The sequence below is a fragment of the Streptomyces sp. NH27 genome (genome assembly GCF_056859195.1).
On the sequence record NZ_JACEGK010000130.1, the window covers coordinates 1 to 15,940 of the forward strand.

General features: G+C 73.1%; 16 protein-coding genes. 10 read left to right on the plus strand and 6 right to left on the minus strand.

The genetic code is table 11. The annotated features are described in order from the left end of the window. Positions 1 to 187 precede the first annotated feature (187 nt). The 3 genes from AC13HU_RS13375 to AC13HU_RS13385 all read left to right on the plus strand — a co-directional run bounded on the left by AC13HU_RS13375 (position 188) and on the right by AC13HU_RS13385 (position 3,225). Positions 188 to 676, plus strand: coding sequence for a cation:proton antiporter regulatory subunit (locus tag AC13HU_RS13375; RefSeq protein ID WP_483042049.1), 489 nt, complete (start codon positions 188 to 190; stop codon positions 674 to 676). A gap of 6 nt (positions 677 to 682) precedes the next feature. Continuing rightward, positions 683 to 2,059, plus strand: a complete 1,377-nt coding sequence (locus AC13HU_RS13380; RefSeq protein WP_483042050.1) for a cation:proton antiporter — start codon at positions 683 to 685, stop codon at positions 2,057 to 2,059. A gap of 110 nt (positions 2,060 to 2,169) precedes the next feature. Beyond that, positions 2,170 to 3,225, plus strand: coding sequence for a PucR family transcriptional regulator (locus AC13HU_RS13385; RefSeq protein ID WP_483042051.1), 1,056 nt, complete (start codon positions 2,170 to 2,172; stop codon positions 3,223 to 3,225). 41 nt (positions 3,226 to 3,266) lie between these two features. Here AC13HU_RS13385 and AC13HU_RS13390 read toward each other — a convergent pair whose 3' ends face one another. Further along, a complete protein-coding gene (locus AC13HU_RS13390; protein ID WP_483042052.1) occupies positions 3,267 to 4,043 on the minus strand; it encodes an isocitrate lyase/PEP mutase family protein in 777 nt (258 codons plus the stop codon). A 205-nt stretch (positions 4,044 to 4,248) separates the two neighbouring features. Here AC13HU_RS13390 and AC13HU_RS13395 point away from each other — a divergent pair, with 205 nt between their 5' ends. The 6 genes from AC13HU_RS13395 to AC13HU_RS13420 all read left to right on the plus strand — a co-directional run bounded on the left by AC13HU_RS13395 (position 4,249) and on the right by AC13HU_RS13420 (position 9,142). Next, positions 4,249 to 5,325 carry a Dyp-type peroxidase gene (locus AC13HU_RS13395; protein WP_483042053.1) on the plus strand — a complete coding sequence of 359 codons (1,077 nt, stop codon included), beginning with the start codon at positions 4,249 to 4,251 and terminating at the stop codon, positions 5,323 to 5,325. After that, positions 5,322 to 6,140, plus strand: coding sequence for a family 1 encapsulin nanocompartment shell protein (locus tag AC13HU_RS13400; protein ID WP_483042054.1), 819 nt, complete (start codon positions 5,322 to 5,324; stop codon positions 6,138 to 6,140). The genes AC13HU_RS13395 and AC13HU_RS13400 overlap by 4 nt, the downstream gene beginning before the upstream one ends. 188 nt (positions 6,141 to 6,328) lie before the next feature. Then, positions 6,329 to 6,829, plus strand: coding sequence for a methylated-DNA--[protein]-cysteine S-methyltransferase (locus tag AC13HU_RS13405; RefSeq protein WP_483042055.1), 501 nt, complete (start codon positions 6,329 to 6,331; stop codon positions 6,827 to 6,829). 104 nt (positions 6,830 to 6,933) lie between these two features. After that, complete coding sequence (locus tag AC13HU_RS13410; protein WP_483042056.1) at positions 6,934 to 7,503, plus strand: RNA polymerase sigma factor; 570 nt, start codon at positions 6,934 to 6,936, stop codon at positions 7,501 to 7,503. A 68-nt stretch (positions 7,504 to 7,571) separates the two neighbouring features. Continuing rightward, positions 7,572 to 8,129 carry a methylated-DNA--[protein]-cysteine S-methyltransferase gene (locus tag AC13HU_RS13415; RefSeq protein ID WP_483042063.1) on the plus strand — a complete coding sequence of 186 codons (558 nt, stop codon included), beginning with the start codon at positions 7,572 to 7,574 and terminating at the stop codon, positions 8,127 to 8,129. Positions 8,130 to 8,353: 224 nt separating this feature from the next. Beyond that, the gene (locus tag AC13HU_RS13420; RefSeq protein WP_483042064.1) at positions 8,354 to 9,142 is read left to right on the plus strand and encodes an SAM-dependent methyltransferase; all 789 of its coding nucleotides are present in this window, start codon (positions 8,354 to 8,356) and stop codon (positions 9,140 to 9,142) included. Between the two features lie 98 nt (positions 9,143 to 9,240). On the opposite strand, the gene AC13HU_RS13425 is transcribed toward AC13HU_RS13420, so the two are convergent. The 5 genes from AC13HU_RS13425 to AC13HU_RS13445 all read right to left on the minus strand — a co-directional run bounded on the left by AC13HU_RS13425 (position 9,241) and on the right by AC13HU_RS13445 (position 13,426). Further along, complete coding sequence (locus AC13HU_RS13425) at positions 9,241 to 10,068, minus strand: helix-turn-helix domain-containing protein (RefSeq protein ID WP_483042057.1); 828 nt, start codon at positions 10,066 to 10,068, stop codon at positions 9,241 to 9,243. A 182-nt stretch (positions 10,069 to 10,250) separates the two neighbouring features. After that, positions 10,251 to 10,508 carry a DUF397 domain-containing protein gene (locus AC13HU_RS13430; protein ID WP_483042058.1) on the minus strand — a complete coding sequence of 86 codons (258 nt, stop codon included), beginning with the start codon at positions 10,506 to 10,508 and terminating at the stop codon, positions 10,251 to 10,253. Between the two features lie 155 nt (positions 10,509 to 10,663). Further along, positions 10,664 to 11,113 (minus strand): MmcQ/YjbR family DNA-binding protein, encoded by a 450-nt coding sequence (locus AC13HU_RS13435; protein ID WP_483042059.1) that lies wholly within the window; start codon positions 11,111 to 11,113, stop codon positions 10,664 to 10,666. 222 nt (positions 11,114 to 11,335) lie between these two features. Continuing rightward, positions 11,336 to 12,493, minus strand: coding sequence for a chitinase (locus AC13HU_RS13440; protein WP_483042060.1), 1,158 nt, complete (start codon positions 12,491 to 12,493; stop codon positions 11,336 to 11,338). Between the two features lie 216 nt (positions 12,494 to 12,709). Further along, the gene (locus tag AC13HU_RS13445) at positions 12,710 to 13,426 is read right to left on the minus strand and encodes a beta-glucanase (RefSeq protein ID WP_483042061.1); all 717 of its coding nucleotides are present in this window, start codon (positions 13,424 to 13,426) and stop codon (positions 12,710 to 12,712) included. A 320-nt stretch (positions 13,427 to 13,746) separates the two neighbouring features. On the opposite strand from AC13HU_RS13445, the gene AC13HU_RS13450 reads away from it, so the two are divergent. Further along, positions 13,747 to 15,807 carry an ATP-binding SpoIIE family protein phosphatase gene (locus AC13HU_RS13450; RefSeq protein ID WP_483042062.1) on the plus strand — a complete coding sequence of 687 codons (2,061 nt, stop codon included), beginning with the start codon at positions 13,747 to 13,749 and terminating at the stop codon, positions 15,805 to 15,807. The last annotated feature ends 133 nt before the right edge of the window (positions 15,808 to 15,940 follow it).

Here is a 15,940-nt window from a genome sequence, read left to right on the forward strand (position 1 = left end):
CCCTCCCCCCACGTGGCGCGTCCGCCACCCGTGGCGGGTGCGCACAGCCCGGGACCGTAGCCTGGCGCTGCGTCCGCGGCCGCCGCCGGGCAACCGGGCCGGCGCGCAACGCGCGCCACGCACCATTCCGCACCGCACGCACCACCAGGATTCCGTCCCCACCCCCGTACGCCCCTTGGAGCACGCCATGGGCCTGTCGGCTCACGTTCACAAGACCCCGCTGCCCGGTGTCGGCAGCCGCTACGACCTCGATACCGACGCCGGCGGGCACCTGTCGGTCGTCGTACACCTGGACGGGCGGCGCGTGCTCGCGCTGCGCGACCCGCAGGACGACGACGCGTGCACCGACGCCGTCCCGCTGACCGAGGCCGAGGCCGGGGCGCTGGCCCGGCTGCTGCTGCCGGACCCGGTGGCGAAGCTGCGCCGCGCGCAGGTCGGCATCGACCTGGTGACCGAGCGGATCGAGATCGACAGCCGGTCGCCGTACGCCGGCCGCACGCTCGGCGCCACGCAGGCCCGTACCCGTACCGGCGCCTCGATCGTCGCGGTGCTGCGGCGGACCTCGGCGCATCCGTCGCCGACACCGGACTTCCGCTTCGCGCTCGGGGACACGCTCGTCGTCGTAGGCACTCGCGAGGGCGTTGATGCCGTCGCCGAACTGATCACCGGAGGATAGCCGCCCGTGCACAACACGACGTCCATGCTCGTCGAACTCGGGGCGATCATCCTCGCCCTGGGCCTGCTCGGCCGGTTCGCCGGCCGGGTCGGCTTCTCCCCGATCCCCCTCTACCTGCTGGCCGGGCTCGCGTTCGGCAAGGGCGGCATACTCCCGCTGGACGCGAGCGAGGACTTCGTCGCCACCGGCGCGGAGATCGGCGTGGTCCTGCTGCTGCTCCTGCTCGGCCTGGAGTACAGCGCGTCGGAGCTGGTCACCAGCCTCAGAACCCAGTACCCCTCCGGTGCGGTGGACTTCGTGCTCAACGCGGTGCCCGGCGCGGTCGCCGCGCTGCTGCTGGGCTGGGGCCCGGTCGCCGCGGTCGCGCTGGCCGGCGTCACCTGGATCTCCTCCTCGGGCGTCATCGCGAAGGTGATGCGCGACCTGCGCCGGCTCGGCAACCGCGAAACCCCCGTGATCCTGGGCGTGTTGGTGATCGAGGACCTGGCGATGGCGTTGTACCTGCCGATCCTCACCGCGCTGCTGGCCGGCGCCGGCCTGGCCGGCGGCACCGTCACCCTGCTGATCTCGCTGGGCACGGTCGGCGCGGTGCTCTACCTGGCGCTGCGGCACGGCCGGCTGATCAGCCGTGCGGTCTCCTCCGACAACCCGGAGATGCTGCTGCTCGTGGTGCTCGGCCTGACCCTGCTGGTGGCGGGCGTCGCCGAGCGCCTCCAGGTCTCCGCGGCCGTCGGCGCGTTCCTGGTCGGCATCGCGCTGTCGGGCGACGTCGCCGAGGGCGCGAGCAACATCCTCACCCCGCTGCGCGACCTGTTCGCCGCGGTGTTCTTCGTCTTCTTCGGACTGTCCACGGTCCCCGCGGACATCCCGCCGGTGCTCGTGCCCGCGCTGATCCTCGCGCTCGTCACCACCGCGACCAAGATCGGCACCGGGTGGTTCGCCGCCCGGCGGGCCGGCATCAAGGCCCCCGGCCGATGGCGGGCCGGCGGAACCCTGGTGGCCCGCGGCGAGTTCTCGATCGTCATCGCCGGACTCGCGGTCGCCACCGAGCCACGAATCGGCCCCCTCGCCACCGCCTACGTGATGATCCTCGTCATACTCGGCCCGCTCAGCGCCCGCTTCACCGAGCCGCTGGCCCGCCGCGTCACCGCCCGCCTGCCGGGCCGGTTCGCACCCGCTCCCGTGCCCGCAGCGCAGCCCGGGGCCACGCAGTCCTGGGCCGCGCCCGCGAACACGGGCGCCGCCGTGACCGACGACGTCACCGATGCCGCGGCCGAGGCCGGCGCCGGCATCGAACCCGAGCTCGGGTCCGAGCTCGAACCCGAGCTCGGGCCGGACTTCGGCCCGGGGTTCGGCCCCGAGGCCGAGCCCGCGAAGAGCTGACGCGGCGTCAGCAGCCGACCGGGGCCCGCACACCGCATCTGCCCACCCGCTGCCGCACCCGGCGGCACCGACCACCATTCCCACCGGCACCGGCGACGATCGGGGGCACCATGACCGTGGACAACCTGCCGCAGACCTTCCTCACCGGCTATGCCGAGGTCCTGCTCAAGGCATCGGCCACCGGACGCCGGCTGACCCGGGAGGAACTCAGCAGCCACCGGGCGCTCGGTGCGCAGGCGGCCGAGGCGGGCTACGACTGGCGGCAGATCCTGCGCGAGCACCTCGCCGCCGGGCGGGTCGTGCGGCCGCGCTCGGCCGCGGACCTCGACGGGGTGCTGGCCACCGTCGGGCAGGCGCTCGACGCGTTCGCCGACGGCTACCAGCGGGCACAGCGCGCGGCGGCGCACAGCCACGACGCGGCCCGGCGGGCGTTCATCGGCGGCCTGCTCTCCAGCACCTTCGACCCGGAACTGCTGGCCCTGGACGCCGAACGCTTCGGCCTGCAACTGTCGCACGCGCACACCGTCGCGGTGGCGGCCGGCCCCGAACCGTACGACGACACGCACGCGGTGACGCGGACGGTCGGGGCCGAGACGCTGAGCCGGTTCGGCAGCCGCGGGGTGCTGCTCGCCGCCGTGGACGGCGCGCTGGTGTGCGTGGCGCCGGGCGGGCAGGACGACGTCCTCGCCCACTTCGCGGACCGCGCGGTCGCCGCGGGTGCGCTGCGGGTCGCGATCGGCCGCGCGCAGCAAGGCGCCGCGGGATGCGGGCGCTCCTACCGCGAGGCGCTGGGCGTGCTGTCGGTGGCGGACCGGATGGCGTTCGAGGAGCGCATCCTGCACGCCGTCGACCTGCTGGTCTTCCCGGTGCTGACCCGCGACCGGCAGGCCCTCACCGATCTCGTGCAGACCATGCTCGGCCCGCTGGAGCAGGCGCGCGGCGGCGCCCGGCCGCTCCTGCGCACGCTGTCCGTCTACTTCGACGCGGGGTGCGTGGCCGCCGAGGCGGCCCGGCAGCTGTCGCTGAGCGTCCGCGCGCTGACCTACCGGCTGCATCGGGTCCGCGCGCTGTCGGGCGCGGACCCGACCGACCCCCGCCACCGCTACGCGCTCCAGACCGCCGTGATCGGCGCGCGCCTGCTCGACTGGCCGGAGGAAAAGCCCTGACGCCCCGGCCGTGACGCCCCGGCCGTGACGAGACGCGCCGATCAACGGCCGCCGGCGCGCTCGTAGTCGACCAGGCGGGCCTGGAGTTCCTTGTACGGGGTCGCGCCCGGCAGGTCGGTGCGCCCGTCGCGGACGGCGGCGGCCACGGCGGTCGCCGCGTGCACGGCGGCGCGGTACGGCAGCGAGCCCGTGCTGACCCGGCGGACCCCGAGCCCGGCCAGGTCGTCCAGGGTGAGGTCGGGCACGACCAGCACGTTCAGCGGGACCGGGATACCCGCGGCCAGTTCGCGCAGCACCTCCGGGTCGGTGGCGCCGGGCACGAACACCCCGTCGGCGCCCGCCCGTACGTAGGCCGCGGCGCGCTCCAGCGTGGCGGGGATCTCCGCCTCGGTGCCGAGCCAGTACGTGTCGACCCGGGCGTTGACGAACAGGTCGGGGCAGCGGTCCTTGACGGCGGCGACCTTCGCGGCGTGCGCCTGCGGGGCGACCAGCCGTTCGGCCGTGCTGTCCTCCAGGTTCACCCCGGCCACGCCGAGCCGGGCGACATACTCCGCGACCTCGGCGGGGTCGTCGCTGTAGCCGTCCTCGACGTCCATGCTGATGTGGGCGGGCAGCCCGCTCAACGCGCGGGCCAGCGCGAGGTTCGCGTCCTTCGTGGCGCGGCCGCCGTCCGGCCGGCCGAGCGCGGAGGCGACGCCGAAGCTGGTGGTGCCGATCGCCTCGAAACCGGCGTCGGCGAAGGCCAGCGCCGACGGCACGTCCCAGGCGTTGGGCAGGACCAGGGGCCGCGGGCCGCGGTGCAGGTCTCGGAACGTCATAGTCTGCACGTTAGCCCGCCCGGGTGCCGTGACGGTGGTCCGCCGCGACGGTTCTACCCGTCCGCCGGGTGCACCGCCGGTGGCGGTCCGCCCGACGGAACACACCGCCCCGGGGGACACGCCCGGGTACTCCCGTTGACCGAGGGCCCTGGGCAGTAGGGTCCAGGTGATTCACCGGACGCCGCCCGCGCAGGGGAGAGTTGTATTGGCCACCGAGCCGGAACCGCAGTCCGTGCTGAGCCCGCTGACGTCCGCCGCGATCTTCCTGGTGGTGACGGTCGAGGACGGCGGCGAGCAAACCGCGCGCGAACTGCTCGCGGACCTCGCCGGATTGACCCGCGCCATCGGGTTCGGCGCGCCCGACGGGAAGCTGAGCTGCGTCGCCGGCATCGGGTCGGCGGTGTGGGACCGCCTGTTCGACCACCCGCGGCCGGCGGGCCTGCACCCGTTCACACCGCTGGAGGGCCCGCGGCACCGCGCGGTGTCCACCCCGGGTGACCTGCTGTTCCACCTGCGTGCGACCCGCCTCGACCTGTGCTTCGGGCTGGCCACCGAGATCATGGCCCGGCTGCGCGGCGCGGTGGTCGTGCGGGACGAGGTGCAGGGCTTCAAGTACCTCGACGTACGCGACCTGCTGGGCTTCGTGGACGGCACCGAGAACCCGGTCGGCCCGGCGGCGCGCGAGGCGGTGCTGATCGGCGCGGAGGACCCGCAGCACGCGGGTGGCAGCTATGTGATCGTGCAGAAGTACCTGCACGACCTGGACGGCTGGAACGCGCTCCCGGTCGAGGCGCAGGAGCGCATCATCGGCCGCACGAAGACGACCAACATCGAGCTGGATCAGGACGACTCGCATGTCGCCCTCAACACCGTCACCGGCCCGGACGGCGCGGAGCAGGACATCCTGCGGGACAACATGCCGTTCGGCAGCCCGGGCCGCGGGGAGTTCGGCACGTACTTCATCGGCTACGCCCGCACCCCCGACGTCACCGAGCAGATGCTGCGCAACATGTTCCTGGGCACATCGGCCGCCACCCACGACCGCATCCTCGACTTCTCCACCGCCGTCACCGGCACCCTCTTCTACACGCCGTCCGCGGACTTCCTCGACGACCTGCCGGACGCCCCGGGGCTCGGGGCGGCGGCCGGGTCCGCGCCGCGGCCGGCGGCCGAACCCCCTTCCGGCCCCGCGCAGGTGCCCGCACCGGAACCCGGCCCCGCACGGTCCACCTCCGACGGCAGCCTCGGCATCGGCAACCTGAACAGGAGCACGCCCTCGTGAACAACCTGCACCGCGAACTCGCGCCCATCTCCGACGCCGCGTGGGCCGACCTGGAGGCCGAGGCCCGGCGCACCTTCGCCCGGAACGTCGCGGCCCGCCGCATCGTGGACGTGCCCGAGCCCGGGGGCCTGGAGCTGGCCGCGGTGCCGACCGGGCACCTGGACGAAATCGCCGCGCCCGGGCACGGCGTGACCGCCCGCACCCGCCGCTCGCAGCCCGTGGTGGAGCTGCGGGTACCGTTCAGCGTCGACCGCGGCCAGTGCGACGACGTGGCGCGCGGCGCGAAGGACGCGGACTGGCAGCCGGTCAAGGACGCGGCCAAGCAGCTCGCCTACGCCGAGGACCGCGCGGTCTTCGAGGGATACGCCGCCGCGGGCATCACCGGCATCCGGGCGGCCTCCTCCAACCCCGAACTGACGCTCCCCGCCGACGTACGGGAGTACCCGGACGCGATCAGCCACGCCGTCACCACGCTGCGGCTGGCCGGTGTCGACGGCGCGTACACGCTGGCGCTGAGCGCCGACGCGTACACCGCGGTCAGCGAGACCTCCGACCACGGCTACCCGATCCACCAGCACCTCGCGCGGCTGCTGGACGGCGACATCGTGTGGGCGCCGGCGATCGACGGGGCGTTCCTGCTCGCCACCCGCGGCGGCGACTTCGAGCTGCGGCTCGGCCAGGACGTGTCGATCGGCTACCTCGGCCACACCGCCACGACCGTCGACCTGTACTTCCAGGAGTCGCTGACGTTCCTGGTGCACACCGCCGAGGCGGCCGTCGCGCTCAAGCCGTCGTCCGGGCCGACCGCGGTCTGAGCAGACGCTCCGCGCGAACGTTCCGCGCCGGCGGACCGGCCCGCCGCACACATCACGGGCCCGGATCTCACGTTCCGGGCCCGGATCTCACGTTCCGGGCCCGGATCTCACGTTCCGGGCCCGCGCCGCGTCTACGGTGTGTCGGCGGTCCGCACCGAGGGCCGCCCGGGACGTGGAGGAGCGCGGCGATGAGGACGCACACGGTGGTCGACTCGCCGGTCGGGGATCTGGTGCTGGTGGCCGAGGACGGCGCGCTGAGCGGGCTGTACTTCGCGCACCGGCACCGCGGCCGGCCGAAGCCCGAGGAGTTCGGCGGGCGCGACGACGCCGGGTTCGCCCCGGCCCGGCAGCAGCTGAAGGAGTACTTCGCGGGCGAGCGGCGGGAGTTCGAGCTGCCGCTGGCGCCCGAGGGCGACGAGTTCCACCGCCGGGTGTGGGACCTGATCGCGGCGATCCCCTACGGCCGGACCCGTACGTACGGGGAGTTGGCCGCCGACCTGGGCGACCGGCAGCTCGCGCAGGCGGTCGGGGGCGCGGTCGGCGCGAACCCGCTGTCGCTGGTGGTGGCCTGCCACCGTGTGGTGGGCGCGGGCGGGAAGCTCACCGGGTACGCGGGCGGCCTGGAGCGCAAGCGGTTCCTGCTGGACCTGGAGGAGCCCGCCGAGGAGAAGGAGGCGCGGCTGTTCTGAACGGCGCCGCCGGCAACGGCCGCGCGGCACGCGGCGACCGCACCTTTCCCGGGTCTTTCCGCGCCGGGGGCTCACGTTCCGGCCGCCCGGAGCGTTGACAGGGTGTGAGCAAGCCACCGTTCGAACAGATCGTGACCGAGCACGGGCCGATGGTGCTGCGGGTCGTCCGTGCCGTCCTGGGCCCGCACGACTCGGAGGACGCCTGGTCGGAGACGTTCCTCGCGGCGCTGCGGGCGTATCCGGAACTGCCCGCGGACGCGAACGTGGCCGCGTGGCTGGTGACCGTCGCGCACCGCAAGGCGATCGACGTGACGCGCGCCAACGCGCGACGGCCGGTACCGGCCGGTGCGTTGCCCGAGCGGGCGAGTGCCTCGGGCCGCCCCGAGGACTGGGACCCCGACCTGTGGCGCGCCCTCGAAGCGCTGCCCGAACGGCAACGGCACGCGGTGGCGTACCACTACCTCGCCGGGCTGCCGTACAAGGAGATCGCCGCCGTGACGGGCGGCAGCACCGACGCGGCACGCCGGGCCGCGGCCGACGGCATGCGGACGCTGCGCCGCACCTACCCGGCGCACCCCGACCCGGATACGGACCCGGGCCCCGGAACCGGCACAGGCACGGGCGGTCGTCGAAGCGCGGCCGCCGGCAACGAGACGGGAGTGAAGGGACGATGACCATGACCGCCACCGGACCCGTCGGGCCGGACCCGTTCGCGGGCCTGCCCGAGCACGACACCGAGGCGATGGCGCGGCTGCACGCGCGGCTGGCCGAACAGGCGGTCCGCGAGGGCGTGCTGGACGTCGCCTACCGCACCCTGGACACCCCGGCGGGCACGCTGCTGCTGGCCGCCACCGACGAGGGCGTGGTGCGGATCGCGTACGCGGTGCAGGACCACGCCGCGGTGCTCCAGCAACTCGCCGACCGGGTCGGTCCGCGGGTGCTGCGCGCGCCCGGGCGGCTGGACGAGGCGGCCCGGCAGCTCGACGAGTACTTCGCCGGGCGCCGCAGGACCTTCGAACTGCCACTGGACTGGCGGTTGTCGAAGGGCTATCGACGTGAAGTGCTGAGCCTGCTGCCCACCATCGGCTACGGTCGCACGGAGAGCTACGCGCAGGTGGCGGCCACGTCCGGCAGCCCTCGCGCGGTGCGCGCGGTCGGTACCGCGTGTGCCACCAACCCGCTGCCGGTCGTGGTGCCCTGCCATCGCGTGGTGCGCTCCGACGGCTCCCCCGGGCAGTACGCGGGTGGCGCGGACGCCAAGCGGCTGCTGCTCGCCCTGGAGGAGGCGACGGTGGCGTGACGGGGCCTGGCCGTTCACCCTTTTCAGGGGTGGCGCCGGTGGCCCGCAACCGGATAGGACATGGTGGCACCGGGTAGGAACAGTGCCGGCAGAGCCGCAAGGGGCTCGACGGGCCGACGGATTCGGCAGGGCCGCCCGGCCCGATGAGTGGTAGCGAAGGATGGGTGCCGCGCGTGGCCGAGGAAGAAGCGACATTCGCCGAGGAGACCGGCGTTTCCGACCGGTTGCGGCAGGACCTCCCGCACAGCGCGCGGATGTACGACTACTACCTGGGCGGCAAGACCAACTACGCCGTGGACCGGACCGCCGCCGAGGACGTGATCCGCCGGTTCCCCTCGATCAGGACCGTCGCCCGGGTCAACCGCTCCTTCGTGCACCGCTCGGCCCGCTTCCTCGCCCGCGAGCGCGGCATACGCCAGTTCGTCGACATCGGCACCGGCATACCCACCCAGCCGAACCTGCACGAGGTCGTGCAGCGCGAGGTTCCGCAGGCCCGGATCGTCTACGCGGACAACGACCCGATCGTGCTGGTCTACGCCGACAACCTGCTGAGCAGTTCCGCCGAGGGCGCCACCGAATACGTCGAGGCCGACGTCACCGACCCGGAGGCGCTGATCGTCGCGGTGGAGGCGGCACGGTGCGTGGACTTCTCGGAGCCGGTCGGCCTGAGCCTGAACGCGGTGCTGCACTTCGTGCCCGACGCGCGGGACGCCTACGGCGTGGTGAGCACCCTGGTCGATCGGCTCGCGCCGGGCTCGTATCTGGCTCTGTCGCACTGCACCCCGGACTTCGACCCCGACGCCTGGGCCGCGATCATGGACATCTACACCGACGGCGGCACCCCGCTACAGGTCCGCTCCAAGGCCGAGGTGGAACGATTCTTCGACGGCCTGGAGCTCGTGGAGCCCGGCGTGGAGGTCGCCCACCTGTGGCGGCCTGATGCGGGCGGGGACCCCTCCTTGGTCACCAACGCGCAGTCGTCGCTGTACGCGGGCGTGGCCCGCAAGGGCTGAGCGCCGGCCGGACCGGCTGACACTCCGAGCGCCAAGGACCTTGACTGTCAAGGTCCTTGGCGCTCGGTGCGTCAGCCGGTGCGATCGCCGTGCGGTCGCTAGCGGAACTTCTTGATGTGGTCCTGGATGCGGCGGACGGTCGCGCGCTGGCCGAGCGAGGCAATCATCAACCGATCGAAGCCCTTGACGTGTTCGTCGACCTCGTGCTCCTCCTGGAGGTAGAGGCCACCGCCGGAACGCTCGATGTAGACGATGTCGGGGAGCTGGCCGTCGGCGAAGTCGAAGATCGTGGTGGTGCCGATCTGCACCGGCAGGTTCTGCCGGGTCAACTCCACCAGGTTGAAGCCTATGTCGGGATCGTCGGCCAGGGATATCAGGTGTTCGAGCTGGCGGCGCATGCCCTCGCGGGAGCCGTACGGGCGCACCAGGGTGACCTCGTCCAGCACGCACAGCAGCTTCTTGCCGGGCGAGCGCATCAGCCGCTGCTGCCGCATCGCGCGCAGCTCGATGATCCGGTCGATGTCCTGCTCGCTCTTGCCGGGCGCGTTGGCCCGGACCAGGGCGCGGGTGTACTCAGCGGTCTGCACCAGGCCCGGCAGCTGGGCGATCTCGTAGCTGCGGATGCGCTGGGCCATGTCCTCCAGGCTGACCAGGGTCTGGAGGGTCTTGGTGGAGACGTCGCTCCAGGCGTCCCACCAGCCGCGCTCGTTGGCGGCGCGGGCGAGGTCGAGCAGCAGGTCGCGCTCGGTCTCGTCGTTCACGCCGTAGACGTCCAGCAGGCGTTGGAGGTCGGTTTCCTTGAAGTCGTGCCGCCCGTTCTCCATCCGGCTGATCTTGGACGCGGAGTGGCCGATCTGACGCACGACGTCCTCGGCGGTGAGGCCGAGTGCCTGCCGGCGCTGTCTCAGCGTCTCACCGAAGATCATCCGTTGCGCCGTCGGCGCCCGACCGGACAGGTCGTGGACGTTACGGGCCCCACGCGGACTGCGAGACGGTTGAGCTGGCACGATCGGTCTCCTTCTCGGGGCGTCGCACCCCGTATGGGTCACCTATCGTGCCGTAGCGCTCACGAAGCGGAGGGCCCGACGTCACATCTGGCTTGATCTCGCTACTCGACGGCGAACTCGCCACGGGCGGTACCGGCCACGAACGCACGCACCGCGCTGCGACCGAAGGTCAGAATCGGACCGTTCTTGTCCTTCGAATCGCGTATTCCGACTGTTTCGTGGTCGAGTTCGGCCACCTCGACGCAGTTGCTCTCATGGTTGCTGTACGAGCTTTTCCGCCAACACACCGCGGATTCGGCCACGTTCGGCCGATGCCGCGGAGCAACGTGGCGCTTCGCGCCTTCGTCCCGACCGGTCATCGTTCTCCTCCTCGCAGTGGAAGTGATCGAACACGGCCACACGTGCAATTGCACATGACGGACCATCTTTAATGATGGCCGGGCAGCACCCGTTTCATGCGCCGCTCGGGCGTACTCCTGACCCAGCAGAGGCAATACGGTCACTCCCGCGAGGTTCAGGGGAGGAGCGGCGTGACAGCGGGGGTGAGCAGCGTGAGGCGGTCGCGGGCGGCCTTGGGCAGGCCCGCCACCACGCACGAGTAGGAGTGCGCGACGAGGTCGTCGATCTCGTCCGGGGCGATGGTGCCGTCGAGCGTCACGGTGTTCCAGTGCTTCTTGTTCAGGTGGTATCCGGGGATGACGGCCGCGTAGCGGTCCCGCAGGTGCAGGGAGAGCGCCGGGTCGCACTTGAGGGAGACGGACGGCGGGTCGGCGTCGGGGCTGAGGATCGCGAAGACCCTGCCCGCGACCTTGTAGACGTCCACGTCGGGGCCGAACGGGTTCTCCTCGGTGGTCTCCGGCAGGTCGAGGGCGAGTTCGGCGATCGCCGCCGGCTCCACCGGCGGATACGGCGCCGGGTCCGCGGGCGCGTCCGTGTCGTCGTCGCCGCGTGCGCTGGTCGCCATCGCTGCGTCCTCCCGGAGTTCGGCACTGGGGTGCGCGGGTCGGCGCGCGTTCACGCTACAGGGCGGCACCGACAGACCGTCCGGACCGCCGCTCCGACGCGGGAGCGGCGATCCGGACGGATGAGCAGCCCGGTGGATGAGGAGCCCGGTGGAGGCAGGGCCGGACGGATGCGGGGCCGCCGTGGGTGCGGTCTTACGGCGGCCCCGTTCCAGGGATCCGGCTCAACGGCCCTGGAGCGACTTCACGTTGTCGCCGAAGGTCCACCCCTGCGAGCCGTCCCAGTTCAGCGACCAGGTCATCAGGCCCTTGAGCGCGCCACTGTAGGAGTTCCACGCCTGCCCGACCAGGTTCGGCGCCATATAGCCGCCGCCCGCGCCCGGTTGCGCGGGCAGGCCGGGCACCTGCTTGTCGTAGGGGACCTTGATGGTGGTGCCCTGAATGGTCAGACCGTTGTTGAGGCAGGTGGTCTGCGCGGTGAAGCCCGCGACCGTGCCGGCCTCGTAGGAGTCGCCGGAGCAGCCGTACATGCTGCCGTTGTAGTACTGCATGTTGAGCCACCACAGCTGGCCGTTGTCGGCGTACTTCTTCACGATCGGCAGGTAGGCGCCCCAGATCGAGCCGTAGGTGATGCTGCCGCCGGTGACGTAGGCGGTCTCGGGCGCCATGGTCAGACCGAAGCCGGCCGGCATCTGGGAGAGCACGCCGTCGATGATGCGTTCCAGGTTCGCCTGCGAGGTGGACAGCGTGTTGATGTCGCCGCTGTTGGTCAGACCGGTCTCGAGGTCGATGTCGATCCCGTCGAAGTTGTACTCCTTCAGGATCGGCACCACGGTGGCCACGAAGCGGTCCGCGACCGTGCTGGAGCTGAGGTCGATGCCCGCGGCGGCGCCGCCGATCGACATCAGGATGGTCGCGCCGGCCGCCTTGGCCTGGCACATCTCGGCGGGCGTGGGCACCTTGACGCCGGTGTCCATGCCGTCCTGCCACAGCACGGTGCCGTCGGACTCGATGACGGGGAAGGCCGCGTTGATCACGTTGTAACCGTGCTGGGCGATACGGCTGTCGGTGATCGGTATCCAACCCATGCCGGGGTGGACGCCGTTGGCGGCGCCGTCCCAGTTCTCCCAGTACCCCTGGAGGACCTTGCCGGCGGGCCGGGGCTTGGTGGCGCAGGTGTCGTCGGCGGGCGCGACGGCGGGACGCGTCGACGTCGTGGCGGCGGTGGCGGACGTGCCGGCAGCGGCGGACGTGGTGCTGACGGTGGCGGTGCGGGTCGGGGTGTCGGCGTGCGTCGCCGCGGCGAGCGGCAGTTGCGCCAGGCAGGCCGCCGCGAGGCCGGCGCCGATCAGGCGCAGCCGGCGGCCGTGGGTAGCGGGCATGTGTGCTCCCTGTCTCGCGCCGCGGACCGCGGGTCACCGAGCCGGTGGGGGGCGGCCATGACGGCCCGGGCTTCGGAGTGAAGTGGAGATGCCGATGTGACGCATGGGCATCACGTGGTGGCCCGGATCGTAAAGTGGTCTCGACCACCCGTCAATAGGTCTGGACCAAAGCGGAGTTGGCGGGGTCGGGCGGCCGGATCGGGCGGCCGGATCGGATCAGCCCCGGTCGGCACCCGGGCGGCGCACCTCCAGGTCGGTACACTGCCAGCTCAGCTCGCGCGCCCCGGGACCGGGCGCCGGGTGGCCGTACGCGCCTGCCGAGACGCTGATGCAGACCACCAGCCACGCGCGCCACCGGGTGCCGACGCCCCGCCCGTCGTCGTAGACCGTCCGGCCGTCGACCTGCCAGCTCACGCTGCGGGCACCGAGTACGACGTCCAGCCGGAAGGGGCGGCCGGGGGTGACGACGCCGTCTGCGTAGTCGCCCGCGCCGCCGACGTGGTTGGTCAGTTCGAGCATGTGCGGATTGGTGGAGTGGTACTCGAAGGCGTCGACCTCGCCGTGGCCGGGCTGCGGGTGGCCGGCGGAGATGTCGCGGCCCCACGTCCACAGCGCGGGCCAGGCGCCCGGGGTGTCGTCCACGACGCAGGTCGCGGAGAGCTCGTCGCCGGGCAGCAGTTCGAAGCCGCCGGGGGCGTACTCGGTGGAGACCAGGTCGGTGTGCCAGAGGCCGCCGCCCGTGGCACGGGCCTGGAAGACGCCGGCGGCGGTGGGGCCGTAGGAGGGGCCGATCTGGTCGAGCTTGTTGTCACCGGGGTTGCGGCCGTCGGGCGGGTAGGCGGAGGTGCGGCCCACCGCCCAGGCCGAGCGGTCGGCGAAGGGGGCGGCGAACACGACGGGCGCCGGGTGCGGCCCGGACGGCGGGACTGTCATGGGTGCACTCCAGGATGGCGGCCATTACACCCAGTCAACGCCGGTCACGCCCGGACCCGAAAGCGGCGCGCGGACGTGCATCGGGGGCGTGCCCCGCGCGGGCCACGCCCCCGATGCCGGGCCGCCGCCGTGCGCTGCCGCGGGTGCGGGGAGCCCGGCCCCGTCGGAGCATGGGCGCCGACGAACCCGATCCACTCCCTGTCGCACCCCGGACCGTAAGCGTACGATCGGGACGAAAGCTAACGAACGGTACAGCCCTGGCCGGCGGGCGGCGCGCCCGACATGAACGGGCACGAGCGGGCACGAGCGAAAGGGCGCGGATGGGCGGTGAACGGGACAGGCCGGCTCAGGACCGGGACGAGGACGCCGAACTCCGGCAGATCGACGCGCTCAACCAGTTGCGCGCGGACCCGGCGGCGCGGCGCGGCCCGGAGCCCGAGCCGCCCATCCCCGTGGACAGCGCCGAACCCTTCCCCGACCTGCCCGCGCCGGACACCCCCGTAGGCGAAGACGCCCAGGACGGCGGGACCGAGCACCCCAGGCCGAGCGCCACCTCGGACGGCTCCCCGGACGGCACTGCCGACAGCACCACCGGCGACTCCCCCGCCCGCGCCGCCCGCCCGGCGACCACCGGCGCGCCCGACGGCGCCACCAGCAACCCCGGCTCCTTCGCCGTTACCGGCTCCCGCCACCGCGACGCCCTCCTCGTCGCCACCGGCCACACCGTCGCCGACGCCGAGTCCCTGGACGAGGCGCTCAAGGCCCTCAGCGCCCTGCACGCGCCCGACTTCCCCCTCGACGGCCAGGCCGTCTTCGGTATCAAAGGCACCTTCCTCACCAAGCTCGCCACGCTCGGATTCCGGGCGGGCGGCCCCGAGCGGATCTTCCGCATGCCGTTGTCGACGGGCTATCCGGCCGCCGAGGTGGTCCGCACCGGCCGCCCGGTGTTCCTGGCCACCGCCGACGAGTACAAGCGCCGTTTCCCCGTCACCTACCCGCTGACCGCGCCGAAGGGGCGCAGTTCGTGGGCGTTCCTGCCGCTGACGGCCGCCGGGCGGCTGAACGGGGTGTGGCTGGCGGCGTTCCGCTCGCCGGTGGCCTTCACCGAGGACGAGCGGACGCTGCTGACGGTGACCGCGAGGCTGCTGGCGCGGGCGCTGGAGCGCACCCGCACCGGGGAGGCCGAACTCGCGCTGTCCCGGGGCCTGCGCAGCAGCATGGGCCGGGCCGGGCCGGCGATCAAGGGGCTGAGTGTGGCCACCCGCTATGTGCCGACCGGCGGCGGGCTGATGGTGGGCGGCGACTGGTTCGACAGCATCGAGCTGCCCAGCGGCCGGCTCGCCCTGGTCATCGGCGACGTGCAGGGCCACGACGTGCACGCGGCGAGCCTGATGACGCAACTGCGCACCGCCGTCCATGCGTACGCCGCCGAGGGCCACGGCCCGGACGCGGTGCTCGCGCGGGCCTCGCGGTTCCTCACCGCGCTGGACGAGGACCGCTTCGCGACCTGCATCTACATCGAGGCCGAACCCGACACCGGGTTGCTGCACCTCGCCCGCGCCGGGCACCCGCACCCGGTGCTGCGCATGCCGGACGGCACCTGCATGATCAAGCACATCCCCGGCGGCCTGCCGCTCGGCCTGATGCCCGGCGACGACGACTACCCGGTGACGCTCATGGAGTTGCACGACCAGGAAGTCCTGATGCTGTGCACGGACGGCCTGATCGAGACCGGCGGGCACGACATGTACAGCGGCTGGGTGCGGGTGCGCGACGCGATGTCGCCGGGGCCGGGCGCGGACCTGGAGGGCATGGCCGACCGGCTGATCACGGCGGTGAACGGCCCGCAGCAGCCCGGTGGCGTCGCCCGGCCCGAGCCGGATCTGCGCCGCGCGGACGCCCGGCCGCGCAACGAGGACGACATCGCACTGCTGCTGGTGCGCCGCGACTCGGGCCTGCCGCGGCCTGACGTGCTGGAGCGGCGCCTGGTGCTCACCATCGAGCAGGGCCGGGCGGAGAGCCTGTCGCAGGCCCGTACCGAGCTGGAGTCGCTGCTGCACGACTGGGCCCGGCCGGACCAGGTGGACACGGCCGTGCTGCTCGCCTCGGAGCTGGTCGGCAACGTCCTGATGCACACCGACCAGGCCGCCGCGCTCGTCGCCATCGTCACCGGGGAGCGGGGCCGGCGCACCCTCAAGGTCGAGGTCACCGATCACGGCGACGAACTGCCCCATCAGCGCGCCCCGGGCGAACTCGCCTCCTCCGGCCGCGGTCTGGTCCTGCTCGACCTGCTCTCGGCGGAGTGGAGCGTGCGGCCGGAGTCCGAGGGCAAGACGGTGTGGTTCTCGCTCGACGAGGCCGCCGCCCCGGACGGGGACTGACGGCCACCCTCGCCGCCACGGCCGCCTCGGCGCAGGCCCGCGCGGTACGGGCCGAGACGGTACGCGCCCGCGCGGTACGCGGTGCGCACCGGCGTGCGACTTGTCACGCGCCCTTGGTCGGGGTCTCGTGGTG